Annotated in this window: 12 protein-coding genes and 1 pseudogene; 4 read left to right on the top strand and 9 right to left on the bottom strand. The window is 71.6% G+C overall.

Translation table 11 applies throughout. The annotated features are described in order from the left end of the window. Positions 1-1,658 (bottom strand): serine/threonine-protein kinase (locus tag BM085_RS18320; protein ID WP_177245155.1); only part of this gene is annotated, 1,658 nt, incomplete at its 3' end. 90 nt (positions 1,659-1,748) lie between these two features. Continuing rightward, positions 1,749-2,957, bottom strand: a complete 1,209-nt coding sequence (locus BM085_RS18315; RefSeq protein WP_093888172.1) for a macrolide family glycosyltransferase — start codon at positions 2,955-2,957, stop codon at positions 1,749-1,751. A 635-nt stretch (positions 2,958-3,592) separates the two neighbouring features. On the opposite strand from BM085_RS18315, the gene BM085_RS18310 reads away from it, so the two are divergent. After that, entirely contained in the window at positions 3,593-4,144 is a 552-nt protein-coding gene (locus tag BM085_RS18310) for a L,D-transpeptidase (protein WP_245789390.1), read from the top strand. Positions 4,145-4,168: 24 nt separating this feature from the next. On the opposite strand, the gene BM085_RS18305 is transcribed toward BM085_RS18310, so the two are convergent. Together BM085_RS18305 and BM085_RS18300 are read right to left on the bottom strand one after the other, a co-directional pair. Then, entirely contained in the window at positions 4,169-4,519 is a 351-nt protein-coding gene (locus tag BM085_RS18305; protein ID WP_093888171.1) for a hypothetical protein, read from the bottom strand. Between the two features lie 141 nt (positions 4,520-4,660). Continuing rightward, on the bottom strand, positions 4,661-5,689 hold the full coding sequence (locus BM085_RS18300) for a GDP-mannose 4,6-dehydratase (RefSeq protein WP_031160640.1): 1,029 nt from the start codon (positions 5,687-5,689) through the stop codon (positions 4,661-4,663). Positions 5,690-5,966: 277 nt separating this feature from the next. Here BM085_RS18300 and BM085_RS18295 point away from each other — a divergent pair, with 277 nt between their 5' ends. The 3 genes and pseudogenes from BM085_RS18295 to BM085_RS18285 all read left to right on the top strand — a co-directional run bounded on the left by BM085_RS18295 (position 5,967) and on the right by BM085_RS18285 (position 9,085). Next, complete coding sequence (locus BM085_RS18295; protein WP_093888170.1) at positions 5,967-7,211, top strand: glycosyltransferase family 4 protein; 1,245 nt, start codon at positions 5,967-5,969, stop codon at positions 7,209-7,211. 34 nt (positions 7,212-7,245) lie between these two features. Continuing rightward, positions 7,246-7,971 (top strand): annotated as a pseudogene (locus BM085_RS18290) (class I SAM-dependent methyltransferase); the annotation flags it as partial. A 61-nt stretch (positions 7,972-8,032) separates the two neighbouring features. Then, the gene (locus tag BM085_RS18285; RefSeq protein ID WP_093888168.1) at positions 8,033-9,085 is read left to right on the top strand and encodes a prenyltransferase; all 1,053 of its coding nucleotides are present in this window, start codon (positions 8,033-8,035) and stop codon (positions 9,083-9,085) included. Positions 9,086-9,148: 63 nt separating this feature from the next. On the opposite strand, the gene BM085_RS18280 is transcribed toward BM085_RS18285, so the two are convergent. From BM085_RS18280 to BM085_RS18260, 5 genes are all read right to left on the bottom strand, one after another. After that, complete coding sequence (locus BM085_RS18280; RefSeq protein ID WP_093888167.1) at positions 9,149-12,904, bottom strand: hypothetical protein; 3,756 nt, start codon at positions 12,902-12,904, stop codon at positions 9,149-9,151. A gap of 45 nt (positions 12,905-12,949) precedes the next feature. Further along, positions 12,950-13,765: a carbohydrate ABC transporter permease gene (locus BM085_RS18275; RefSeq protein WP_218158746.1), complete on the bottom strand. Its 816-nt coding sequence runs from the start codon at positions 13,763-13,765 to the stop codon at positions 12,950-12,952. Beyond that, a complete protein-coding gene (locus BM085_RS18270) occupies positions 13,762-14,682 on the bottom strand; it encodes a carbohydrate ABC transporter permease (protein ID WP_093888166.1) in 921 nt (306 codons plus the stop codon). Before BM085_RS18270 ends, BM085_RS18275 begins: the two co-directional genes overlap by 4 nt. Positions 14,683-14,752: 70 nt before the next feature. Continuing rightward, positions 14,753-16,057, bottom strand: a complete 1,305-nt coding sequence (locus BM085_RS18265; protein WP_093888165.1) for an extracellular solute-binding protein — start codon at positions 16,055-16,057, stop codon at positions 14,753-14,755. Continuing rightward, on the bottom strand, positions 16,054-18,672 hold the full coding sequence (locus BM085_RS18260; RefSeq protein WP_093888164.1) for an alpha-L-rhamnosidase: 2,619 nt from the start codon (positions 18,670-18,672) through the stop codon (positions 16,054-16,056). Before BM085_RS18260 ends, BM085_RS18265 begins: the two co-directional genes overlap by 4 nt. Between the last annotated feature and the right edge of the window lie 99 nt (positions 18,673-18,771).

The raw sequence follows: 18,771 nt of genomic DNA, 5'->3' as shown, positions 1-18,771 counted from the left end.
ACGACGACCGGCCGCCCCTCCAGCTCCGTCACCACGGCGTGGGCACCGGTGTTGTGGGCGGTGAACGGCCTGCCGACCTGCTCGCGGGTGGCCAGATCCCACACCCGCACCACTCTGTCGCCGTCGGAGACGACGACCTGCCGCCCCTTGAACTCCGTCACCGCCTCCACCGATGCGGACGCGTCAGTGCGGAAGGTGAACGGCCTGCCGACCGGCATGCCGAGGGGAACGGTGCTCGGAGTCCGATCGGGCGACGGAGCGGAGGGACCCGTGGACGACGGGCCGGAGGGTTCGGGGAGGCCCGTGGGGGATGACGAGGGAGCGGAGGTCCCAGAGGGGGCCGTGGACGACGGGGCGGAAGATACGGGGAGGCCCGTGGGCGACAGGGCGGAAGTTCCGGGGAACTCCGGCTGCCACAGCCAGAAGGCCACGGCGACCAGGACGAGAACGGTGACGACCGCCCCGGCGGCCACGAGACGGCGCCGGACAGGACGGTGCGGGGCGCGGGACCCCGGAGGCATGGCAGGAGAGCTCGTAGCAGGAGACCCCGGAGGCGCGGCAGGAGAGCTCGGGGGGCGGGACCTCGGGGACGTGACAGGAGAACTCGGGGCACGAGACCCCGGGGACATGCCAGGAGAACTCGGGGCACGAGACCCCGGGGACATGCCGGGAGAACTCGGGGCACGAGACCCCGGAGGCGCGGCAGGAGAACTCGGGGCGGGGGACGCCGGGGGCGGTGGGAGCGGGGCGCGCGGCCGGTGATCCGCGGTGCCGATCTCTTCGTGGGTGGTGACGGTCTCCTCGCGGGTGAGGGCGGCGAGCAGGCTGCTGACGGCAGGCCGGGCGCCGGGGTCCTTGGCCAGGCAGGCGGCCAGCAGCGGGCGCAGCCGCTCGGGAACTTCGGCGAGGTCGGGTTCGCGGTTGGAGACGGCGTTCATCACCGCCGCCGCGACGTCGCCGGGGAACGCCCGATGCCCGGTGGCGGCGAACACCATGGTGGCGGCCCAGCTGAACACATCCGACGCCGTACCGGCCTGGTGACCGTCCAGCTGTTCCGGCGACAGGTAGGCGGGGGTACCCACCAGCCCCGATGACGTGGTGGTGCCGTCCAGCACGCGGGCGATGCCGAAGTCGATGACCACGGGCCCCTCCGGCCCCATGATCACATTGTCGGGTTTGAAGTCGCGGTGGACGATGCCGGCCCGGTGGATCGCGGCCAGAGCCGTCAGGGTGGCGACCGCGAGCCGGTCCAGGCCGCTGCCGGCCCGCGGCCCGTCACCGGTGACCAGCTCCTTCAGGGAGGGCCCCGGAATGTACTCACTGACCAGGTAGGGGCGGTCGCCGGTGATTCCCATGTCCAGGACCTGGGCGGTGCAGAACGCCGCTACCCGGCGGGTGACCTCAGCCTCGCGCATGAACCGCTCGCGCACCTTGGGGTCGGCCGCCATCCGGACGTGCAGCAGCTTGACCGCGACCTGGCGGTCCGACGGATCACGGCCGAGGTAGACCACGCCCTGGCCGCCGTCGCCCAGCACCCCGGTCAGCCGATAGTCGCCGATCCGCTCGGGCTCACCCGCCGCCGGCGGGCCGGGACCGGACACCGCGCACCTCGTCTCCTTGACCCCGTGGGCGGACGGCCGGGGCCGTCCTTGATCCAAGAAATGACGATAGGCGCTGGCCTGCCGCAGCAGAAGCCCCACGGCCGGAGACGCTCCCGGAGATCTCGGTCACGCGGCAGGCAGGCGGCTCTACGATGCCCGTGTCGGCGCGGCCGTCTCCAACAGTCGCTCGACGAGGTCGGCGGCGCGGGCGGTGCCGCCCTCGGCGCGGACCTCGGCGCTGATCTTCTCCAGCCGCAGCGCGACCTCCGGGTCGGAGGTGAGTTCGAGCAGAGCCGTCCGCAGCGCCTCGGGGGTGGCCTGTGCGGTGTCGATCCGGCGGCCGGCGCCCAGTTCCACGATCTTGTCGGCGTTGTCGAACTGGTCGGCGCCCTGCGGGACCGCGATCATCGGGACACCGCAGTACAGGCCCTCCTGGGTGCCGCCCATGCCCGCGTGGGTGACGAACGCGTCGGCCTGCTCCAGGATCGACAGCTGCGACACCCAGCTGTGCACCTCCACGTTGGCGGGGATCTCACCGAGCTCGGCCGGGTCGACGAACCTGCCGATCTGGAGCACGACGTGCCAGCCGGGCAGGTCGCCGAAGGCGGCCAGGCAGGAGCGGTAGAAGCCGGGCAGGTTGGTGAAGGCGGACCCCAGGGAGATCAGCAGCACCTTCTCGGCCCCCTCGGGCCGGGCCCAGGCCTCCTGATGGGTGCGGGCGCCGAGGCACGGCCCGGTGAAGGTGATCCGCGCCGGGTCGACCCGGTCGGCGTTGGGCTGCATCATCCTCGGGATCAGCGCGAGCGCCCGCTCCGGATAGCCGACGAACGCCTGGGAGTCGGTCCCGGTGATGCCGTTGTCCACCAGCCACTGGTCGAACCGCCGGTAGTGCTCGGCCCCGCCCGGAGCCTTCTTCAACTCCTCGACCATCGGCGCCGTGTCCTCCTTGTAGCCCTCCCAGGCCACGTAGCACGGCGAGAGCTGCATCGCCGGGATGCCCCAGTTCTCGGCGAGGATCCGCGCGGAGTAGCCGGCGATGTCGTAGAGGAACAGGTCGGGCCGGTCGTCGCCGTAGGCGTCGCGGAGTTGCGGCAGCATGGAGACCGAGTCGTCGAGGAAGACGTCGAGCTGGGCGATCGTGTCCTCCGGCCAGCCCTCGGGGTCGTTCATGGGCAGCGTCGAGGCGTACGGCACGGGCTCGGCCCCGGCCCCCTCGATCACCTCGGCGAAGGACGGGTCGTTGGCGTAGGTCACCCGGTGGCCCCGGGCCGCCAGTTCCCTGATCACCTCAAGGCTGGGGTTGACGTGGCCGGGGGCGGGGATGCTGACCATGGCTATGTGCGCGCGCCGGGGCATGTGGTCCTCCTTTGGTAGCGTCCACCATCGTGACGATACGTCTCGTCTCGGGACGACTCCATCGTGCCCTCCCCTCCATTTCCTGTCAAAGCGTTAAGCCGGCTCCCTGTCAAAGCGCTGAGCCGGCACTCTCGCGCGGCGGTCCGGCCTCCCCCGGCGCGAGCACGCTCCGGCCACGCCGGTCTCCAGGAGACGGACAGACCGCTTTCCGTCACGTAATGTGACGTCATATCGGCCGACGTCATTGATATAACCGAGGGTCAAAAAACCAGGAAATCCGGATATGCACTATTTCTTGTTGGACAGAGCTCATGCGTGAGGGGAACAGCTCCCGCACAGCCGTCCGCCCGGCCGCCGGAGCCGCGGGTGCGGCCGCCCTGGCCGTCCTGACCATCCTGGCCGTGAGCTCCTCCTGCGGGACCGACGACCCGCCGCCCGTCGCCTCACCGGCCGTCTCACCCGCCGTGCCGTCGCCGGCCACCCCGCCGGAGGAGATAAAGCCGGCCCCCGTATCGCCGGCTCGAATGGCGAAACTACCAATTGCCACGACTTATGCGACATTACGCCGGGCGCCACGGGATCCCCGCCCATTCGGAACGGCGAGCGGGGTCATCGTCCACCCGAAAGGGAGACAGGTGGTCTATTCCCGTCCGGGCGGGCCGCCGGTGGCCGTTCTGCCGCCCGTGCAACTGGAGAACCCGACCTGGGTGCCGGTGGTGCGGACGCTGCCGGGGTGGGCGCGGATACTGCTGCCGAGCCGGCCGAACCGGTCCACGGGATGGATCCACACCGGCGCCGGCGGGGTGCGGACCGCCCGCAGCACCCATCGGGTCCAGGTCGATCTGGCCGCCCGCAGGCTCAGGCTGTCCGACGCCGGCCGCAGGACGGGGTCCTGGGCGGTGGCCGTCGGCACCGACCGGACTCCCACCCCGGCGGGGCGGACGTTCCTGCTCGCCTCCGTGTCCCCGGAGCACCCGACCTACAGCCCGCTGTTCCTCGCGCTCGGCGCGCACTCGGGCGCCCTGAGGACCTTCGCCGGCGGCCCCGCGACGATCGCCCTGCACGGCTGGCCGGACAGGGCGGTCTTCGGCCGCGAGGTGAGCTACGGCTGCGTGCGTGTCCCGGCCGCCGCGCTGCGCGCGCTCTCCCGGCTCCCGCTGGGCACCCTCGTCATGATCACCCGCTAGCCGCGAGAGGACCGGCCGGGGCCGTCATCCCACGTAGCTGATGAGGAAGGGGAGCGGCTGGGCGCCGTCCTCCAGGGTGCCGATCGACCCGTTGGGGTGGAGCACGACGTTGCCGCCGCCGTAGCTGTCGCCCTTCCAGGAGTAGATCCACGCCGGGCCGTCGAGGTACGTGGCGGCGCTGGTGCGCCACACGTCGGAGGGGAGGTCGGCCAGCTGGTGCCCCTCCCCACGGGAGGCGGCGAAGGCGCGCGCCTCCTCGCGGGTCTTCTTCATCCCCTTCCCGTACCAGTACAGGCGGTATGTCCCGGCGGCGGCCGCGTCGTCCGCGTACTCGGCGTCGATGGTGATGGGGATCTGCGTCAGCTGTTCGGTCATGGCCGTTCCGCCTCTCAGTCGGGGGAGGCGCGCGAAACACCTCCCCACCGTTACTCACTGCTGCATTTCCGTTACTGACAGTAGTGAAACGGGAGAGGGGTGATCATCCTCCGGAAGGAGGACGATCTCGGGAGCCGGGGCTCAGGGCCAGGAGGAGTCCTGGTCGGGGTCGCCGCCGTCGGACAGCAGCTTGACGTCGGACTCGACCATCATCGCGACGAGCTCCTCGAAGGAGACCGAGGGTTCCCAGCCGAGCTGGACGCGGGCCTTCTTCGGGTCGGCGCAGAGCAGGTCCACCTCGGCGGGGCGGTGCAGGGACCGGTCGCCGACCACGTGCCGCTCCCAGTCGAGTCCGGCGGCGGTGAAGGCGGCCTCCACCAGCTCGCGGACGCTGTGGGTACGGCCGGTGCCGATCACGTAGTCCTCCGGCGTGTCCGCCTGGAGCATCAGGTGCATCGCCCGGACGTAGTCGCCCGCGTAGCCCCAGTCGCGGCGGGCCTCCATGTTGCCCAGACGCAGCTCGGAGGCCAGACCGAGCTTGATCCTGGCCACGCCGAGGGTCACCTTGCGGGTGACGAACTCGGCGCCCCGGCGCGGGGACTCGTGGTTGAACAGGATTCCCGACACCGCGTACATGCCGTACGACTCGCGGTAGTTCTGGGTCAGGAAGTGGCCGTACGCCTTGGCCACGCCGTACGGCGAGCGGGGGTGAAAGGGGGTGATCTCGGTCTGCGGGGTCTCGCGGACCTGGCCGAACATCTCCGACGACGAAGCCTGGTAGAAGCGGATCTGACCGGATCCGGCGGCCGTACGCGAGGACGAGATGCCCGAGCAGACCCGGATGGCCTCCAGCATGCGCAGCACGCCCATGCCCGTGACCTCGGCCGTGAGCTCGGCCTGCTCCCACGACATCGGCACGAACGAGATGGCGCCCAGGTTGTAGACCTCGTCCGGCTGGACCTTCTCCACGGCGGAGATCAGCGATCCCTGGTCGAGCAGGTCACCCCGGACGAGCTGGACGTCCTGCAGGAGCTTGCGCACCCGGGAGACGCGCGGATTGGCCTGCCCCCGGGCCAGGCCCCACACCTCGTATCCCTCGCTCAGCAGGCACTCGGCCAGATAGGAACCGTCCTGCCCGGTGATACCGGTGATCAGCGCGCGCCTGGCCAACGCGTCCTCCTTGTTCGTCGAGCGGACCTTGTACCACTGATTGGCGAATGTACCGCCATGCCCATGGATGGGCACCATGTCGGTCGGAGCACGACTAGAACGCGTTTCACCGAATCTTGCTCGGTCCAGGTAACGCCGCAGTTCGGACCCAGTGCGACCTGTTCTAGGAACAATTCCACACCGGGTCCAAGAGAGCTACCGAATGGTAGGGTCCGAGGACTAAGGTCATCTTTCACGGTACCTGTCCCCTTCCGGACAGGGTGAGGAAGGGGTTGCCGTGCCAGGTGCGGACTCACTGCGGATCGCGCTGCTGTCCTACCGCAGCAAGCCGACCTGTGGTGGCCAGGGCGTCTACCTGCGTCATCTCAGCCGCGAGCTGGTCGCCCTCGGACATCACGTCGAAGTCTTCTCCGGCCAGCCGTACCCAGAGCTCGACGAGGGCGTCATCCTCAACAAGGTCCCCAGCCTGGACCTGTACCGCGACGAGGACCCCTTCCGCACCCCCAAGCCGCATGAGTATCGCGACTGGATCGACTGCCTCGAGGTCGCGACCATGTGGACCGCCGGATTCCCCGAGCCGCTGACCTTCACCCTCCGGGCGCACCGCGAGCTGAAGAAGCGCGTCGGCGACTTCGACGTGGTGCAGGACAACCAGACGCTCGGCTACGGCCTGCTCGGCATCCAGAAGCTGTTCCCCGTGGTCGGCACCATCCACCACCCGATCAGCGTGGACCGGCGGATCGAGCTGAAGGCCGCGCCGCTGCGCAAGAAGCTCTCGCTCAGAAGGTGGTACGGCTTCGTCCGGATGCAGGCCAAGGTCGCGCCCAGGCTGAACCCGATCCTGACCGTCAGCGAGTCCTCCCTGGCCGACATCCACCGCGACTTCAACGTGCCCCAGGCCAACATGCGGCTCATCCCGCTCGGCGTGGACACCCGCTACTTCCACCCCCGCCCGGAGATGCCCAGGCGGCCGGGCTCGATCGTCGCGGTGGCCAGCGCCGACTCCCCGATGAAGGGCGTCTCGACGCTGCTGCGGGCGGTGGCGAAGCTCGCCACCGAGCGGGACGTGAACCTGACCGTGGTCAGCAAGCCCACCCCCGGCGGCCCGACGGAGAAGCTGGTCGCCGAGCTCTCCCTGCACGACCGGGTGACGTTCGTGCACGGCATCTCCGACACCGCGCTGGGCGAGCTGATCGCCACCTCGGAGATCTCGGTCGTGCCCTCGCTCTACGAGGGCTTCTCACTGCCGGCCGTCGAGCACATGGCCTGCGGCACCCCGCTGGTCGCCAGCCGTACCGGCGCGCTGCCCGAGGTGGTCGGCGACGCGGCCGTCCAGGTTGCCCCCGGCGACCCCGAGGAGCTGGCCGCCGTCCTGCGCCGCCTGCACGACTCCCCCGAGGAGCGGGCCGAGGTGGGCCGGAAGGGCTACGAGCGGGTCATGGAGCGCTACACCTGGAACGTCGTCGCCCAGCGGACCGTGGAGGCCTACCACGAGGCCATCCAGGCCCGCCGCGCGAAGTGATCGACCTCACCCCGATTCATCTCAAAAGGCTCAAGAGGAGCGGCGAGTGCTGACTGTCGACTTCGGCCGGTTGCCCGTGGGGCCCGGAACCCGAGTTCTGGACCTGGGCTGCGGCGGCGGACGGCACGCTTTCGAGGTGCTGCGCCGGGGCGCCGACGTGGTGGCCTTCGACATGGACGCCGAGGAGCTGGAGGGCGTGGCGAGCATGTTCGCCGCGATGGACAAGGCCGGCGAGGTGCCCCCGGGCGCGACGGCCGAGACCGTGACCGGCGACGCGCTCAAGATGCCGTTCGAGGACGCCAGCTTCGACCGGGTGATCGCGGCCGAGGTGCTGGAGCACATCCCCGACGACATGGCCGCGATGCGGGAGATCTTCCGGGTGCTCAAGCCGGGCGGCCGGGCGGCCATCACCGTGCCGAGCTTCCTGCCGGAGCGGATCTGCTGGGCTCTCGACGAGGCCTACCACACCGCCCCCGGCGGGCATGTCCGCATCTACACGCTGGCCGAGCTGAGCGCCAAGCTCAAGTCGATCGGCATGGAGATCGGCCCGCACCACCACGCCCACGGCCTGCACGCGCCGTACTGGTGGATCAAGTGCGCGGTCGGCGTCGGCAACGACGACCACCCGCTGGCCAAGGCCTACCACGAGATCCTGGTCTGGGACATCATGAAGCGCCCGGCCGCGACCCGGATCGCCGAGGCGGTGCTCAACCCGCTCATCGGCAAGAGCGTCGTGCTCTACGTCCGGAAACCCGCATGATCTACTGGGAGCGCACCGGCCCGGCGAGGGACGAGGCGGGCACCGGAGCGGATGAGGAGCGGTGAGCGGCCAGTTGAGGTGGGAGCAGGTCGTCCAGACCGCCCAGAGCATCGCCGGCGTGCAGGAATCCGACGGCGGCATCCCGTGGCCCGAAGGACACGTGGACGCCTGGAACCACGTCGAATGCCTGATGGCGATGAGCGTGGCCGGGCTGACCGGGCCGGTCCGCAAGGGTTATGACTGGCTGGTCCGCACCCAGCGGGCCGACGGCTCCTGGCCGATGAAGCTGGTCGGAGGCCGGGCGGTCGAGCAGGGCGGGGAGTCCAACCACGCCGCCTACGTCGCGGTCGGCGTCTGGCACGAGCTGCTGGTCACCGGGGACGAGGACTTCGCCCGCGAGATGTGGCCGGTCGTCCGGTCGGCGCTGGACTTCGTGGTGGAGCTGCAGACCATCCGGGGCGAGATCGTCTGGGAGCGGGCGGCCGACGGCAGGCCCGCCCGGTACGCCCTGCTGACCGGCTGCGCCTCCATCTACCAGGGGCTGCGCAGCGGCGTGCTGCTGAGTGAGCAGCTGGGCGATCCGCAGCCCGACTGGGAGCTCGCGGCCGACCAGCTCGGCCACGTGCTCGCCGCCCACCCCGAGGCGTTCGCCGACAAGAGCCGCTTCTCGATGGACTGGTACTACCCGATCCTCGGCGGCGCGGTGCGCGGTCCGGCTGCCCGGGCGCGGCTGGCCGAGGAGTGGGACACGTTCGTGGAGCCGGGCCTCGGCATCCGCTGCGTCTCCGACCAGCCGTGGGTGACCGGCGCCGAGTCGTGCGAGCTGGTGCTCGCCCTGGACGCCGTGGGCGACCGGGACCGGGCGCTGAAGCTCTTCGCCGACATGCAGCACCTGCGGCACGAGGACGGCTCCTACTGGACCGGCTGGCAGTTCGTGAACGACAAGTGGTTCCCGTACGAGCGCTCCGCCTACACCGCGGCCGCCGTGGTGCTCGCCGCCGACGCGCTGACCGAGCACACCGCCGCCTCGGGCATCTTCCGGGACGCGGGCAGATACGTGACGGATCGCCCCACGACGGACTGCGGCTGCAGTCACGCCGGTTCACGGGCCTGACCCGCGGCCCCGGCCGGGACCCGCGGGACCCTCCGTCCCCGGGGCCGCCGGCCGGCAGGCCCGTCACGTCCTCAGGAGCACCGGCCCGAACAGTCCCGTGACCCGCTGGCCGGGGAAGACGAAGTGGGTGGGGCTGACCGCGTCGAGGTAGGGGGCGAGGGTGCCGAGCACGAGGATCTCGACCGTGTTCTCCCCCTCGTCCAGCGACAGGTCGAAGACGTACGGCCAGCAGACGCGCACCCCGGCCGGGCGCCCGTTCACCGTGACCTCCGCTGTGCCGCGCACCCGTCCCAGGTCGAGTTCGGCCCGCCCGCGCTCCCCCGCGAGTCCGGGCCGCCCCGCCGGGGAGGCGGGGAGCCGGACGACGGTGCGGTAGCGGACGCCGCCGCTGTACCCGGCCAGTCCCTGCGCCTCCCAGTCGCCCAGCCTGATCCGTCCGGGTCCGCAGGCGAACCTGACCGGCCCGGCCAGGGCCGCGCCGCCCTGGAAGCCGGGGCGGGTGGTGACCAGGAGTTCCGCCCTGCGGGCCGAGCCGTCGAGGACGGCGGGCAGGTCCGACTCCACGCCGTCGACGAGCACCCGGACCGGACCGTGGGCGTCGGCCTCCATCAGCGTCGCGCCGGGCGGGACGTCCACCCGGAACCGTTCGACCCGTTCCGCCGCACCGGGCACCGCGAAGATCGCGGGCAGGGCGGTGGCGCGGGAGTCGATCCATCCGGCCCCGGGGAGGGGATGCGGGCGGGGGCGCAGGTGGAGGGCGGCGGGGTCGCCGTGCTGGCGCCGCCGTACGCCGGGGCGGCTCGTCCAGCCGGGGCCGGAGACCGCCAGGCCGTCGGCCAGCACCGCCCCGTCCGACTCCACGCGGACGGTGTTGGGGCCGGGACGGAGCAGGTGCGACACGTCGTAGCGGCGCACGCGCGGGATGTCCGCCTCGGCGTACGGGTCGAATCCGCCCTGCCGGCCGGCCTCGGCGCCGTTCACCAGCACCAGGCAGGGGGCGGTGGAGGCGATCTGGAGGACGCGCTCGCCGTCCTCTCCGCCCGCGCCGGCCCGCACGACCGTCTCCAGCACCGGACCGGCGATCCACTCGGGCCTGCGCGCGGCATCGGGATCGGCGGTGAAGGACACGTGTGCCCGCAGCGTCGTGAGGTCCTCGTCAGGGACCAGCCGGAGCTCCAGCACGTGCTCACCGGGCTCGACCGGGTTCAGGCCGACGGCGAGGTAGCCGGAGTCGTCGAGCGGCAGCTCCCTGCCGTCCACCTGGACCTCTTTCGCCGCCGCCGCCCCGACGACGAGCCTGGCCTCCGGCGTGCCGGGCACGGTGACGCTCGCGCGGAACCAGACGGGCCGGCCCGCGGGAACGGGGCCGAAGTCGAGGAACTCCTCGGGGACGTGTCCCTTCGGGCCGAGCGTGTCGCGGTGGATCGGGTCCTTGTGCAGGCCGCGCGAGGTCGACCAGACCGCGGGACGCCAGTCGCCGTCGCCGGTCCGCCACAGCCCGTGCGGGCCGAACGTCGCGTGGACGGGGTCGCCGTCCGGAGTCTCCAGCGTCCACCGCTCGACCGTCGCGGACGTGCCGAAATCGCCCCAGGTGTCGTCCAGCGTCGGCACCAGCTCCATGTCCCACTCGTCGCCGAGGTCGATCTCACGCGTGTACGGCGCGCGTGCCTCCGGGGCCGCCGCCGTCTCCCACGTGTACGGCGCGCGTGACCCCGGGGGCGCCTCCGTTCCCCCCGTCCCGGGGACCGCCACCTGGCCGGTGAACAGCAGCAGGGCGGCGGGACCGTCTTCGAAGGGGACGGTCACCTCGACGGCGCCGTCGACGAGCGTGTACGGCAGGGGGCGGACCGCGCCGCTGAAGGGACTGGCCAGCAGGGGCGTTCCCGTGACGTCACGGATCCGGACCCGCATCTCCCGCCGGTAGCGGCCGGAGTCGAAGTCGCAGGTCGCGTCCAGCCAGCCCAGCTCGACGCCGCGCTCCTCCGGCCTGCCGACGCCGATCTCGCTCGCCCTCGGGAAGGCCGCGGTCAGGAAGACCACGGTCGTGCCGTCCACCTCGCGCACCAGCGGCGGGACGGGTGCCTCGACCCGGGGGACGTGCCCGGCCAGCGCCTGGCCGAGGTCCGCGGCCGAGGCGACGGACCGGGCCGCGCCCCTTCCGGAACTCCACTCGGAACCGCCGGCCGGCCCCGCCACGGAACGCTTTCCGGCAGGGTCTTCCCCCTCGGGAATCGCCTCCTCGGGGGCCGTCTCGCCGGGGACCTCCCCGCCGGGGGCCTCCTCGAAGTGGCGGCGGAGGCGCGGGGAGTCCGGGAGCGCCCCGACCGCGACCAGCAGGCCACCCGCCGCCACGAACCCGTCCAGCCGCTCGGCGGTCGCCTCGTCGAGGACGGTGGCCGCCGGGAGGATGATCACCCCGTACGACTCGGTGGACACCTCCAGCCGGCCGCCGGTGACCACCGCGCGCCGGACGGACTCCTCGTCGATCACGTCGGCGTCGAGGCAGAGCCGGTCGAGCGCTCCGGGCACGGTCTGGAACCAGGCCATGTCGCCCACGAGTTCCCGGTAGACCCGCTGCGCCCGCACCGCCGCGTCCCGCTCGCCGGTTCCGGGCCCCACCGCGTCTCCCGTGCCGCAGTCGCGGGCCGTCCCGGCGGGTGCGGTGCCCGCCTGGGCGGTCGCCGTGGGGAACAGGACAGCGATGTCGCAGAGGTGGCGGCCCAGGGACAGCACCGCGCACAGGCGGGTGACCGCGTCGGCGAAGACCCGGTGGTGCCGCCAGTACGGCTGGCGCCAGTCGGTCGACGGCGGCGCCCACTCCCACCAGCCGGCCCTCGTCGTGTAGTAGACCGCGTGCGGGTTGTAGAGGTTGGCGCCCGCCCGCAGCCAGGGCAGCAGCCAGTCGAACGTCTCCTCCAGCGTGCCGCCCCAGCCGCTGGAGTGGAACGCCTCGATCCACGTGCGGGGCCGGCCGTACAGGTGGGCGAGGGAGGAGTGCACCCGCGCGTCTCCGTGGTGGTCGGAGCCGGGCGCGCTGAACCAGCGGTGCGTGCGCGTGTAGTCGGCGTACAGCTCGACACCCTCCACCGGGTGCCCCGCGCGGGCCGGGTCCTGCTGGTCGCAGCCGTTGAGCAGCCCGTGCTCGGCGTGCCACTCGGCCAGCGGCCGGAAGAACGCCTCCTCGGCGAGCTCGGCCCTGGTCCGCTGGTAGTCGCGCCGGACGGCGGGGCCGCCGCCGGGGGAGAACGGGTAGCCGCGCCTGGCGAGGAACTCCTCGGCGAACGTCGCCGACCAGGTGGGCATCGACGGCAGCTCGTCCTGGAACGAGCCGGCGATCACGTTGCCGAACCGGTGGCCCAGCCGCCGCGCGAACTCGCCGTGCACCCGGTCGAGCAGCACCTCGCAGGCCGTGCGGGACAGGTAGTCGAACCCGCGGAGCGACACCGAGCCGTCGGCGGCCAGCCACTGCCCGGCGAAGGCCGGGTTCTCCTGCACGAGGCGGGCCTGCAGGTCCGCGCCGGAGAAACCGAGCTGGTCGTAGAACCACAGGTAGGCGCCGGCCCGCAGGGCGTCCTCGCAGACTCCGTCCATCAGCTCCCACCACGCCTCCGACAGGAACGGAGGGTCGTCGGCGTCGGCGCCGAACAGCGGTCCCGACGGCGCCAGGTTCAGGATGACCAGGTTGTGCACGCCGCCCGCGACGAGGCGCTCCATCTGCCAGCGCAGCCGTTCCCTGCGCAGCGGCTCGCCGCTCCACCACCAGATCGCCGCGGGTGAATGGCTGCGGGGCGGGTTCCGCAGCGCGTCGAACACATTCATCGAATACCTCCGGTGGGAGCCCCGGCCTCCCGCCGGAGACGGGCGTCAGCCCTTGAGACCGCTGGAGAAGCCCTTGATCACGTACTTCTGCAGCACCAGGAAGACCGCCACGATCGGCAGCGCGGCCAGCACCAGTCCGGCGAAGACCAGTCCGTAGTCGGAGACGTACTGGCCGACGAAGGCGAAGACGCTCACCGGGACCGTCTCGAACCCGGAGCCGCCGAGATAGAGCAGCGGCGTGAAGAAGTCGTTCCAGATGAAGACCGCGTTGAGGATCAGCACGGTGCCGGTGATCGGCCGCAGCAGCGGGAAGACGACCTTGGTGAAGGCCGTCAGGTGCGAGGCGCCGTCGATCTGGGCGGCGCTCGCGTACTCGCGGGGCAGCGCCCGGATGAAGCCGGTGTAGAGGAAGACCGTGAACGGCAGCTGGATGCCGGTGTAGAACACGATCATCCCGGTGTGCGTACCGATCAGGCCCAGGTCGTTGACCAGTCCGTACAGCGGGATCATGCCGAGCTGGAACGGCAGCACGATGCCGAGCAGGAACAGGACGTACAGCGCGTAGCCGAGACGGGTCGCGGTCCGCGCCAGGAAGTAGGCGGCGAACGAGCCGAGCCCGATCAGCGCGATCAGGCTGGCCACCGTGATCACGGTGCTGTTCATCAGGGACGGGCCGAGCGCCGCCGCCGACCACGCTTCGCCGAAGTTGGCCGTGGTGGGCGGGTTCGGCAGCGCGAGGGGGGCCTGCGAGATCTGCCCGGGATCCTTCAGCGACAGGGTGACCAGCGCGTAGACCGGGAAGAGGAACGCGACCGCCACCGCGATCATGACGATCTCCAGCAGGAAGGTCCTCGACCTCACTGGGCCACCTCCCTTGAGCGCAGGTAGGAGATCTGGATGAGCGAAACCGCCGCCACGAACAGGGCCAGGACGAGGGCGATCGCCGTGCTGTAGCCGAACTTGCCGAAGACGAACGCCTGCTTGTACAGGACGGTCGACAGGGTCTCGGTGGCGTAGCCGGGACCGCCGTTGGTCGCCGCGAACACCTGGTCGAACAGCTTCAGCCCGCCGATCGTGGACAGCATCAGGTTGATCGTCAGCGCCGGGGCGAGCAGCGGCCAGGTGACGTAGCGGAAGCGCTGGAGCGTTCCCGCTCCGTCGATCATCGCGGCCTCGTGCAGCTCCTTCGGGACGCCCTCCAGCCCGGCCAGGAAGATGACCATCGAGTAGCCGGCGTACTGCCACACCACCATGCCCGCGATCGACCACAGCGCGACCGACGGGTCACCCAGCCAGTCGACCTCCAGGCCGAGCAGGCCGTTCAGCCCCGTGGAGGAGTCCGGGGTGTAGACGTACTTCCACAGGAAGGCGACCATGACCGGGCTGACCACGACGGGCGCGAAGAAGACCACCCGCAGCAGCGCGCGGCTCTTCAGCCGGGCGTGCACGCCGAGCGCGAGCAGCAGTCCCACGCCGTTCTGCACGACCAGGATCGCCATGGTCAGCAGGAGCGTGTTCCCGAGGGAGCCCATGACCTGCTCGTCGCCGAGGATCGCCTGGAAGTTCGACAGCCCGACGAAGGACATGTCCTCGCCGACGCCGCTCCAGTCGGTGAAGGCGTAGACCACGCCGACGACGCTCGGGTAGAGCACGACCGCCGCGTAGACCAGCAGGGCCGGGACGGCGAACAGCCAGGAGGGGGAGAGACCGGCCAGGGGCCTGGCCCGCCGCGTCCGTGCGGCGGGTGGCGTCTCGACCGGCAGGGTCGTCAGGGTCACGAGGTCTCCCGCCTGTCCGGGGCGGCATGCCCTTCATCGCGGCACGGGCCTGTCATGGGGTGCGGGCCGTTCACTTGGCGTACGCCTCGTCCATCTTCTTCAGCGCTTCGTCGATCTTGCTCTTCCCGGCCAGCAGGTCCTGGACGACCGCGAAGTGGGTCGGCTGCACCTCCGCGTTGGGCCAGCGCTGGTCCATGAACGGCACCGCCCGGTCCTTGGTGAAGGGCAGGAACGACTCCACCGCCGGGTCGACGGCGGAGCTCGCGTCCTGGGTCAGCGGGATCGCGGCGATCGCCTTGGCCCAGCGGTTGATGTTCTCCTGCCTGCCGAGGAAGTCGATGAAGGCCTTGGCCTCCTCGGCGTTCCTGCCCTTGGCGTTCGCGCCGAGCCCCACGACGACTCCGGCGGGGATCCACACCGAGGCGGCGTCGTCGGCGCCGGGCACCGGGAACATCGACAGGTCGTCGGGACTGGTGGCGGCGTCCCGGAAGGACGGCAGCACCGCCGACACCTGAATGGCCATCGCGGCCTTGCCGGTCGCGACCATCGAGGTCTGCTGCTCGAAGGTGGTGCCGTTGGGCTTGTCGTTGAAGTAGCCGCGCTTGTGCAGCTCCAGGTACATCTCCATGGCGTCGCGCCAGCCGGACTGGGCGAAGCTCGCCTGCCCGGCGGCCTGCTTGTCGTCGAAGGTGGGGTCCTTGGCGTAGACCGTCGAGGGCACGAGCGCGTAGGTGATGAGCTGGGTGACCCACGGGGTCTGCGCGCCCAGCGCGATCGGGACCTTGCCCGCCTTCTTCAGCTTCTCGCAGACGTCGAGGAATTCGGTCCACGTGGTGGGCGGGGCGTCGATGCCCGCCTCCTGGAAGACCTTCTTGTTGTAGATGGCGCCGATGACCGACGAGCCCGCCGAGTACATGAGGGTCTTGCCGTCGACCTGGAAGGCCGGCTTGAAGCCGGTGGGGATCGAGTCCGTCCACGCCTGGGCCGACAGGTCGGCGAGCAGCCCGGCCCCGGCGATCTGGGTCATCGACATCGCGCTGCCGCTGCCCGGATAGACCACGTGCAGGTCGGGGGCGTTGCCCGCGCCGAGCTGGGTGCGCAGCGAGGTCTGCACCTGGTCGGTCGGGGCGTAGGAGGTCGTGATCGTCACACCGGCTCTGGCCTGCCGGTAGGCGGCGACCAACTCGTCCATCGGCGTCTTCTGGTCGGCGACGCCCACGAACTTCAGGTCGAGCGCCGTGGCGCCGCTCGCGCCGGTGGTGGCGCCCGTCTGCGGCTTGGTGGAGCACCCGGCCGCCGCGGCTGCCGCGGCCAGGCCGCCCATCATGCGGAAGAACTGGGCGCGGCTCATCTTGGCGTGGCGAAGGTCGGTCATGCTTTGTCTCCTCGGACTAGCTCGAAAATGTGGTCCCCCGAGGTCACCCGACGGATGTCGCCGCCGGGCAGGTGCACCGTCGCCGTGGCGCCGGGCGGGATGCGGGTCTCAAGGCGGAAGCCCTCCGCGTCGTTGTGCCAGCTCACCGAGATGAGGCCGCGCGCCGACTCGTAGCGGGCGCAGGCCCGGCTCAGGTCGCCGGGGAGGGGGCGGATCACCACTTCCCGGAAGGCGACGGAGCCGGGCGCCTGGTCGATCCCCGCGACGCCGCTGTAGAGCCACTCGCCGATCGATCCGAAGGCGTAGTGGTTGAAGGAGTTCATCGAGGGCGCCCCGACCCCGTCCCAGCGCTCCCAGACGGTGGTCGCGCCGTGCCGTACCTGGTAGAGCCAGGACGGCGGGTCGGTACGGCGGAGCAGGGCGTGCGCGAGGTCGTCGCGGCCGTGGGCGGACAGCACCGGGCAGAGCAGGTTGACGCCGAGGAAGCCGGTCTGCGGGCCGGACTCCTCGACCAGCGCGGCCAGCCGGGCGGCGGCGCCCCGGCTCTGCTCGGGGGTGAGCAGGTCGAACGCGAGCGCCAGGAGGTAGCCGGTCTGGGTGTCGCCCTCGACCAGGCCGCCGTCGCCGACGAACGCCTCGACGAACGCCGCACGGACGCGGTCGGCCAGTGCCCCCAGGCGCTCCGCCTCGCCGTGCCGGCCGCGCACCCGGGCGGCCTCGGCGGTGAGCGCCGCGCTGCGGTGGAAGAACGCCGTGGCCAGCACCTCGCGCGGGGTGGCGGGGCCGGGGGCCAGCCAGTCGGCGAAGTGCGGGCCGGTCCGGTGCCGCCAGATCAGGTCGGGGTTGTGCCGCGCGACGAAGTCCACCCACCGGACCATGGAGTCCACGTCGAGGAACCTGTCGTCGCCGTACACCCGGTACAGGTGCCAGGGCACCAGCACGCCCGCGTCCGCCCAGCCCGGCGCGCCCTCGTCGGCCACCCCGCTGAGCAGCGGGGCGACGTTGGAGAAACCGCCCTCCGGGGACTGCGCGTCCACCACATCCCGCATCCATTTACTGAAAAATCCGGAGACGTCGGCGTTGAAGCAGGCCGTCGGCAGGAACACCTGCGCGTCGGCGAGCCAGCCCAGCCGTTCGTCGCGCTGCGGGCAGTCGGTGGGGACGCTGACGAAGTTGCCGCGCTGGCCCCAGCCGATGTTGTCGTGGAGCCGGTTGACCTCCGGGTCCGAGCAGTCGAACGTGCCGGTCCACGGGGTGTCGCTGTGCAGGACGACCGCCCGGATGTCGTCGAGCCGGTCGAGCCCGCTCACCTCGGCGTAGCGGAACCCGTGGTAGGTGAACCGCGGCTCGAACACCTCCTCCACGCCGCCCGCGGTGATCAGCACGTCGGTCGCGTCGGCGGTGCGCAGGTTGGCGGTGTGCAGGCGGTCCTCGCCGTCGAGCGTCTCGCCGTGCCGTACGGTCACCCGCCGTCCCGGCTCCTGGTCCCGTACGGCGAGCCGGACCCGGCCCGCGATGTTCTGCCCGAAGTCCACCAGGTGCACGCCCGGCCTGACCAGGACGGTCGAGATCGGGAGCAGCTCGCCGAGGGCGCGCACCGGCTCGTCGCGGGAGGCGACGAGGAGGGAGTGGTCGTCCCCGGTGACCACGGCGGGGCGCCAGGAGGAGTCGTCGAACCCGGGCAGATCCCAGCCGGGGGTCTCGGCGCGGGCGTCGTGGCACTCGCCCTTGAGCAGGTCGCCGTAGCGGACCCGGCCGTGGCCCGTACGCCAGCCCTCTCCGGTGGCCACGACCCGGGTGGAGCCGTCGTCGAACGTCAGGTGGAGTTCGGCGATGAGCTCGGGGAAGCGGCCGTAGTGGTAACCGGGGCGGCGGGGGTCGAAGCCCGTGAAGCCGCTCCACCAGCCGTCGGCGACCGTCGCGGCCAGCACGTTCTCGCCGTCGAGCAGGAACGGGGTGACGTCGTGGACCTGGTACTGGATCCGCCTGCGGTAGTCGGTCCAGCCCGGGGCGAGCTCGGCGTCGCCGACCCGGTGGCCGTTGACCCTGGCCTCGTACAGGCCCTTGGCGCTGATGAGGAGCCTGGCCCGGGTCACCCCGGCCGTGCTCTCGAAGCTCGTGCGCAGCTGGGGGCAGGGCAGCAGGCCGTGGTGGCTGAGCGCCTGCTCGCCCTCCGTCGGCGGGTCCATGTGCGCGACGGCGGCGGGGTCGTGCGCGATCCAGGAGGCCTGCCAGACATCCTGGCCGGTCTCGAACCACGACTCCGCGCTGCCCGCGGCGCCGTCCCGCGCCCAGACCGTGACGCGCCAGCCGTACCTCGTGCGGGGAAGGAGCGGCGGCCCGCCGTAGACGGCGCCGATCGCCGCGGGGTCCTCGACCCTGCCGCTCGACCAGTCGCCCACCTCCAGCTCGTAGGCCACCGGGTCGTCGCCCGCCCGCGCCGACGCGAGCCGCCAGGACAGCAGCGGGCGGGGCTCGCCGACGCCGAGCGGCGTCCGCCGGTGCTCGCAGCGCAGGCCGTACGGCGTCAGCCTCGGCGGGACCGGCGGCCGGGCCGGAGCGGAGCGGGAGGCCGGCGTCTGGGCGGGGGCACAGTGGACCGCATCGCCGATCATGCGCACCTCCCTGCTATCTCTTTGTTAAATCTAACGACTTATGATGTGATTTTGTGATTGATGGGTGGAGACTATGAGCCACCAGATCCGAGTGTCAAG

Source organism: Streptosporangium canum, assembly GCF_900113865.1.
GTDB classification, from domain to species: Bacteria; Actinomycetota; Actinomycetes; order Streptosporangiales; family Streptosporangiaceae; genus Streptosporangium; species Streptosporangium canum.
The sequence above is the reverse complement of the archived record's forward strand: the minus strand, read 5'-3'. Positions and strand labels throughout refer to the sequence as shown.

What these genes read in the sequence shown, in the direction of transcription:
- BM085_RS18265 (WP_093888165.1), bottom strand. Translation starts at nt 16,057, where the DNA reads ATGACCGACCTTCGCCACGCCAAGATGAGCCGCGCCCAGTTCTTCCGC.
- BM085_RS18280 (WP_093888167.1), bottom strand. Translation starts at nt 12,904, where the DNA reads ATGAATGTGTTCGACGCGCTGCGGAACCCGCCCCGCAGCCATTCACCC.
- BM085_RS18305 (WP_093888171.1), bottom strand. Translation starts at nt 4,519, where the DNA reads ATGACCGAACAGCTGACGCAGATCCCCATCACCATCGACGCCGAGTAC.
- BM085_RS18315 (WP_093888172.1), bottom strand. Translation starts at nt 2,957, where the DNA reads ATGCCCCGGCGCGCGCACATAGCCATGGTCAGCATCCCCGCCCCCGGC.
- BM085_RS18260 (WP_093888164.1), bottom strand. Translation starts at nt 18,672, where the DNA reads ATGATCGGCGATGCGGTCCACTGTGCCCCCGCCCAGACGCCGGCCTCC.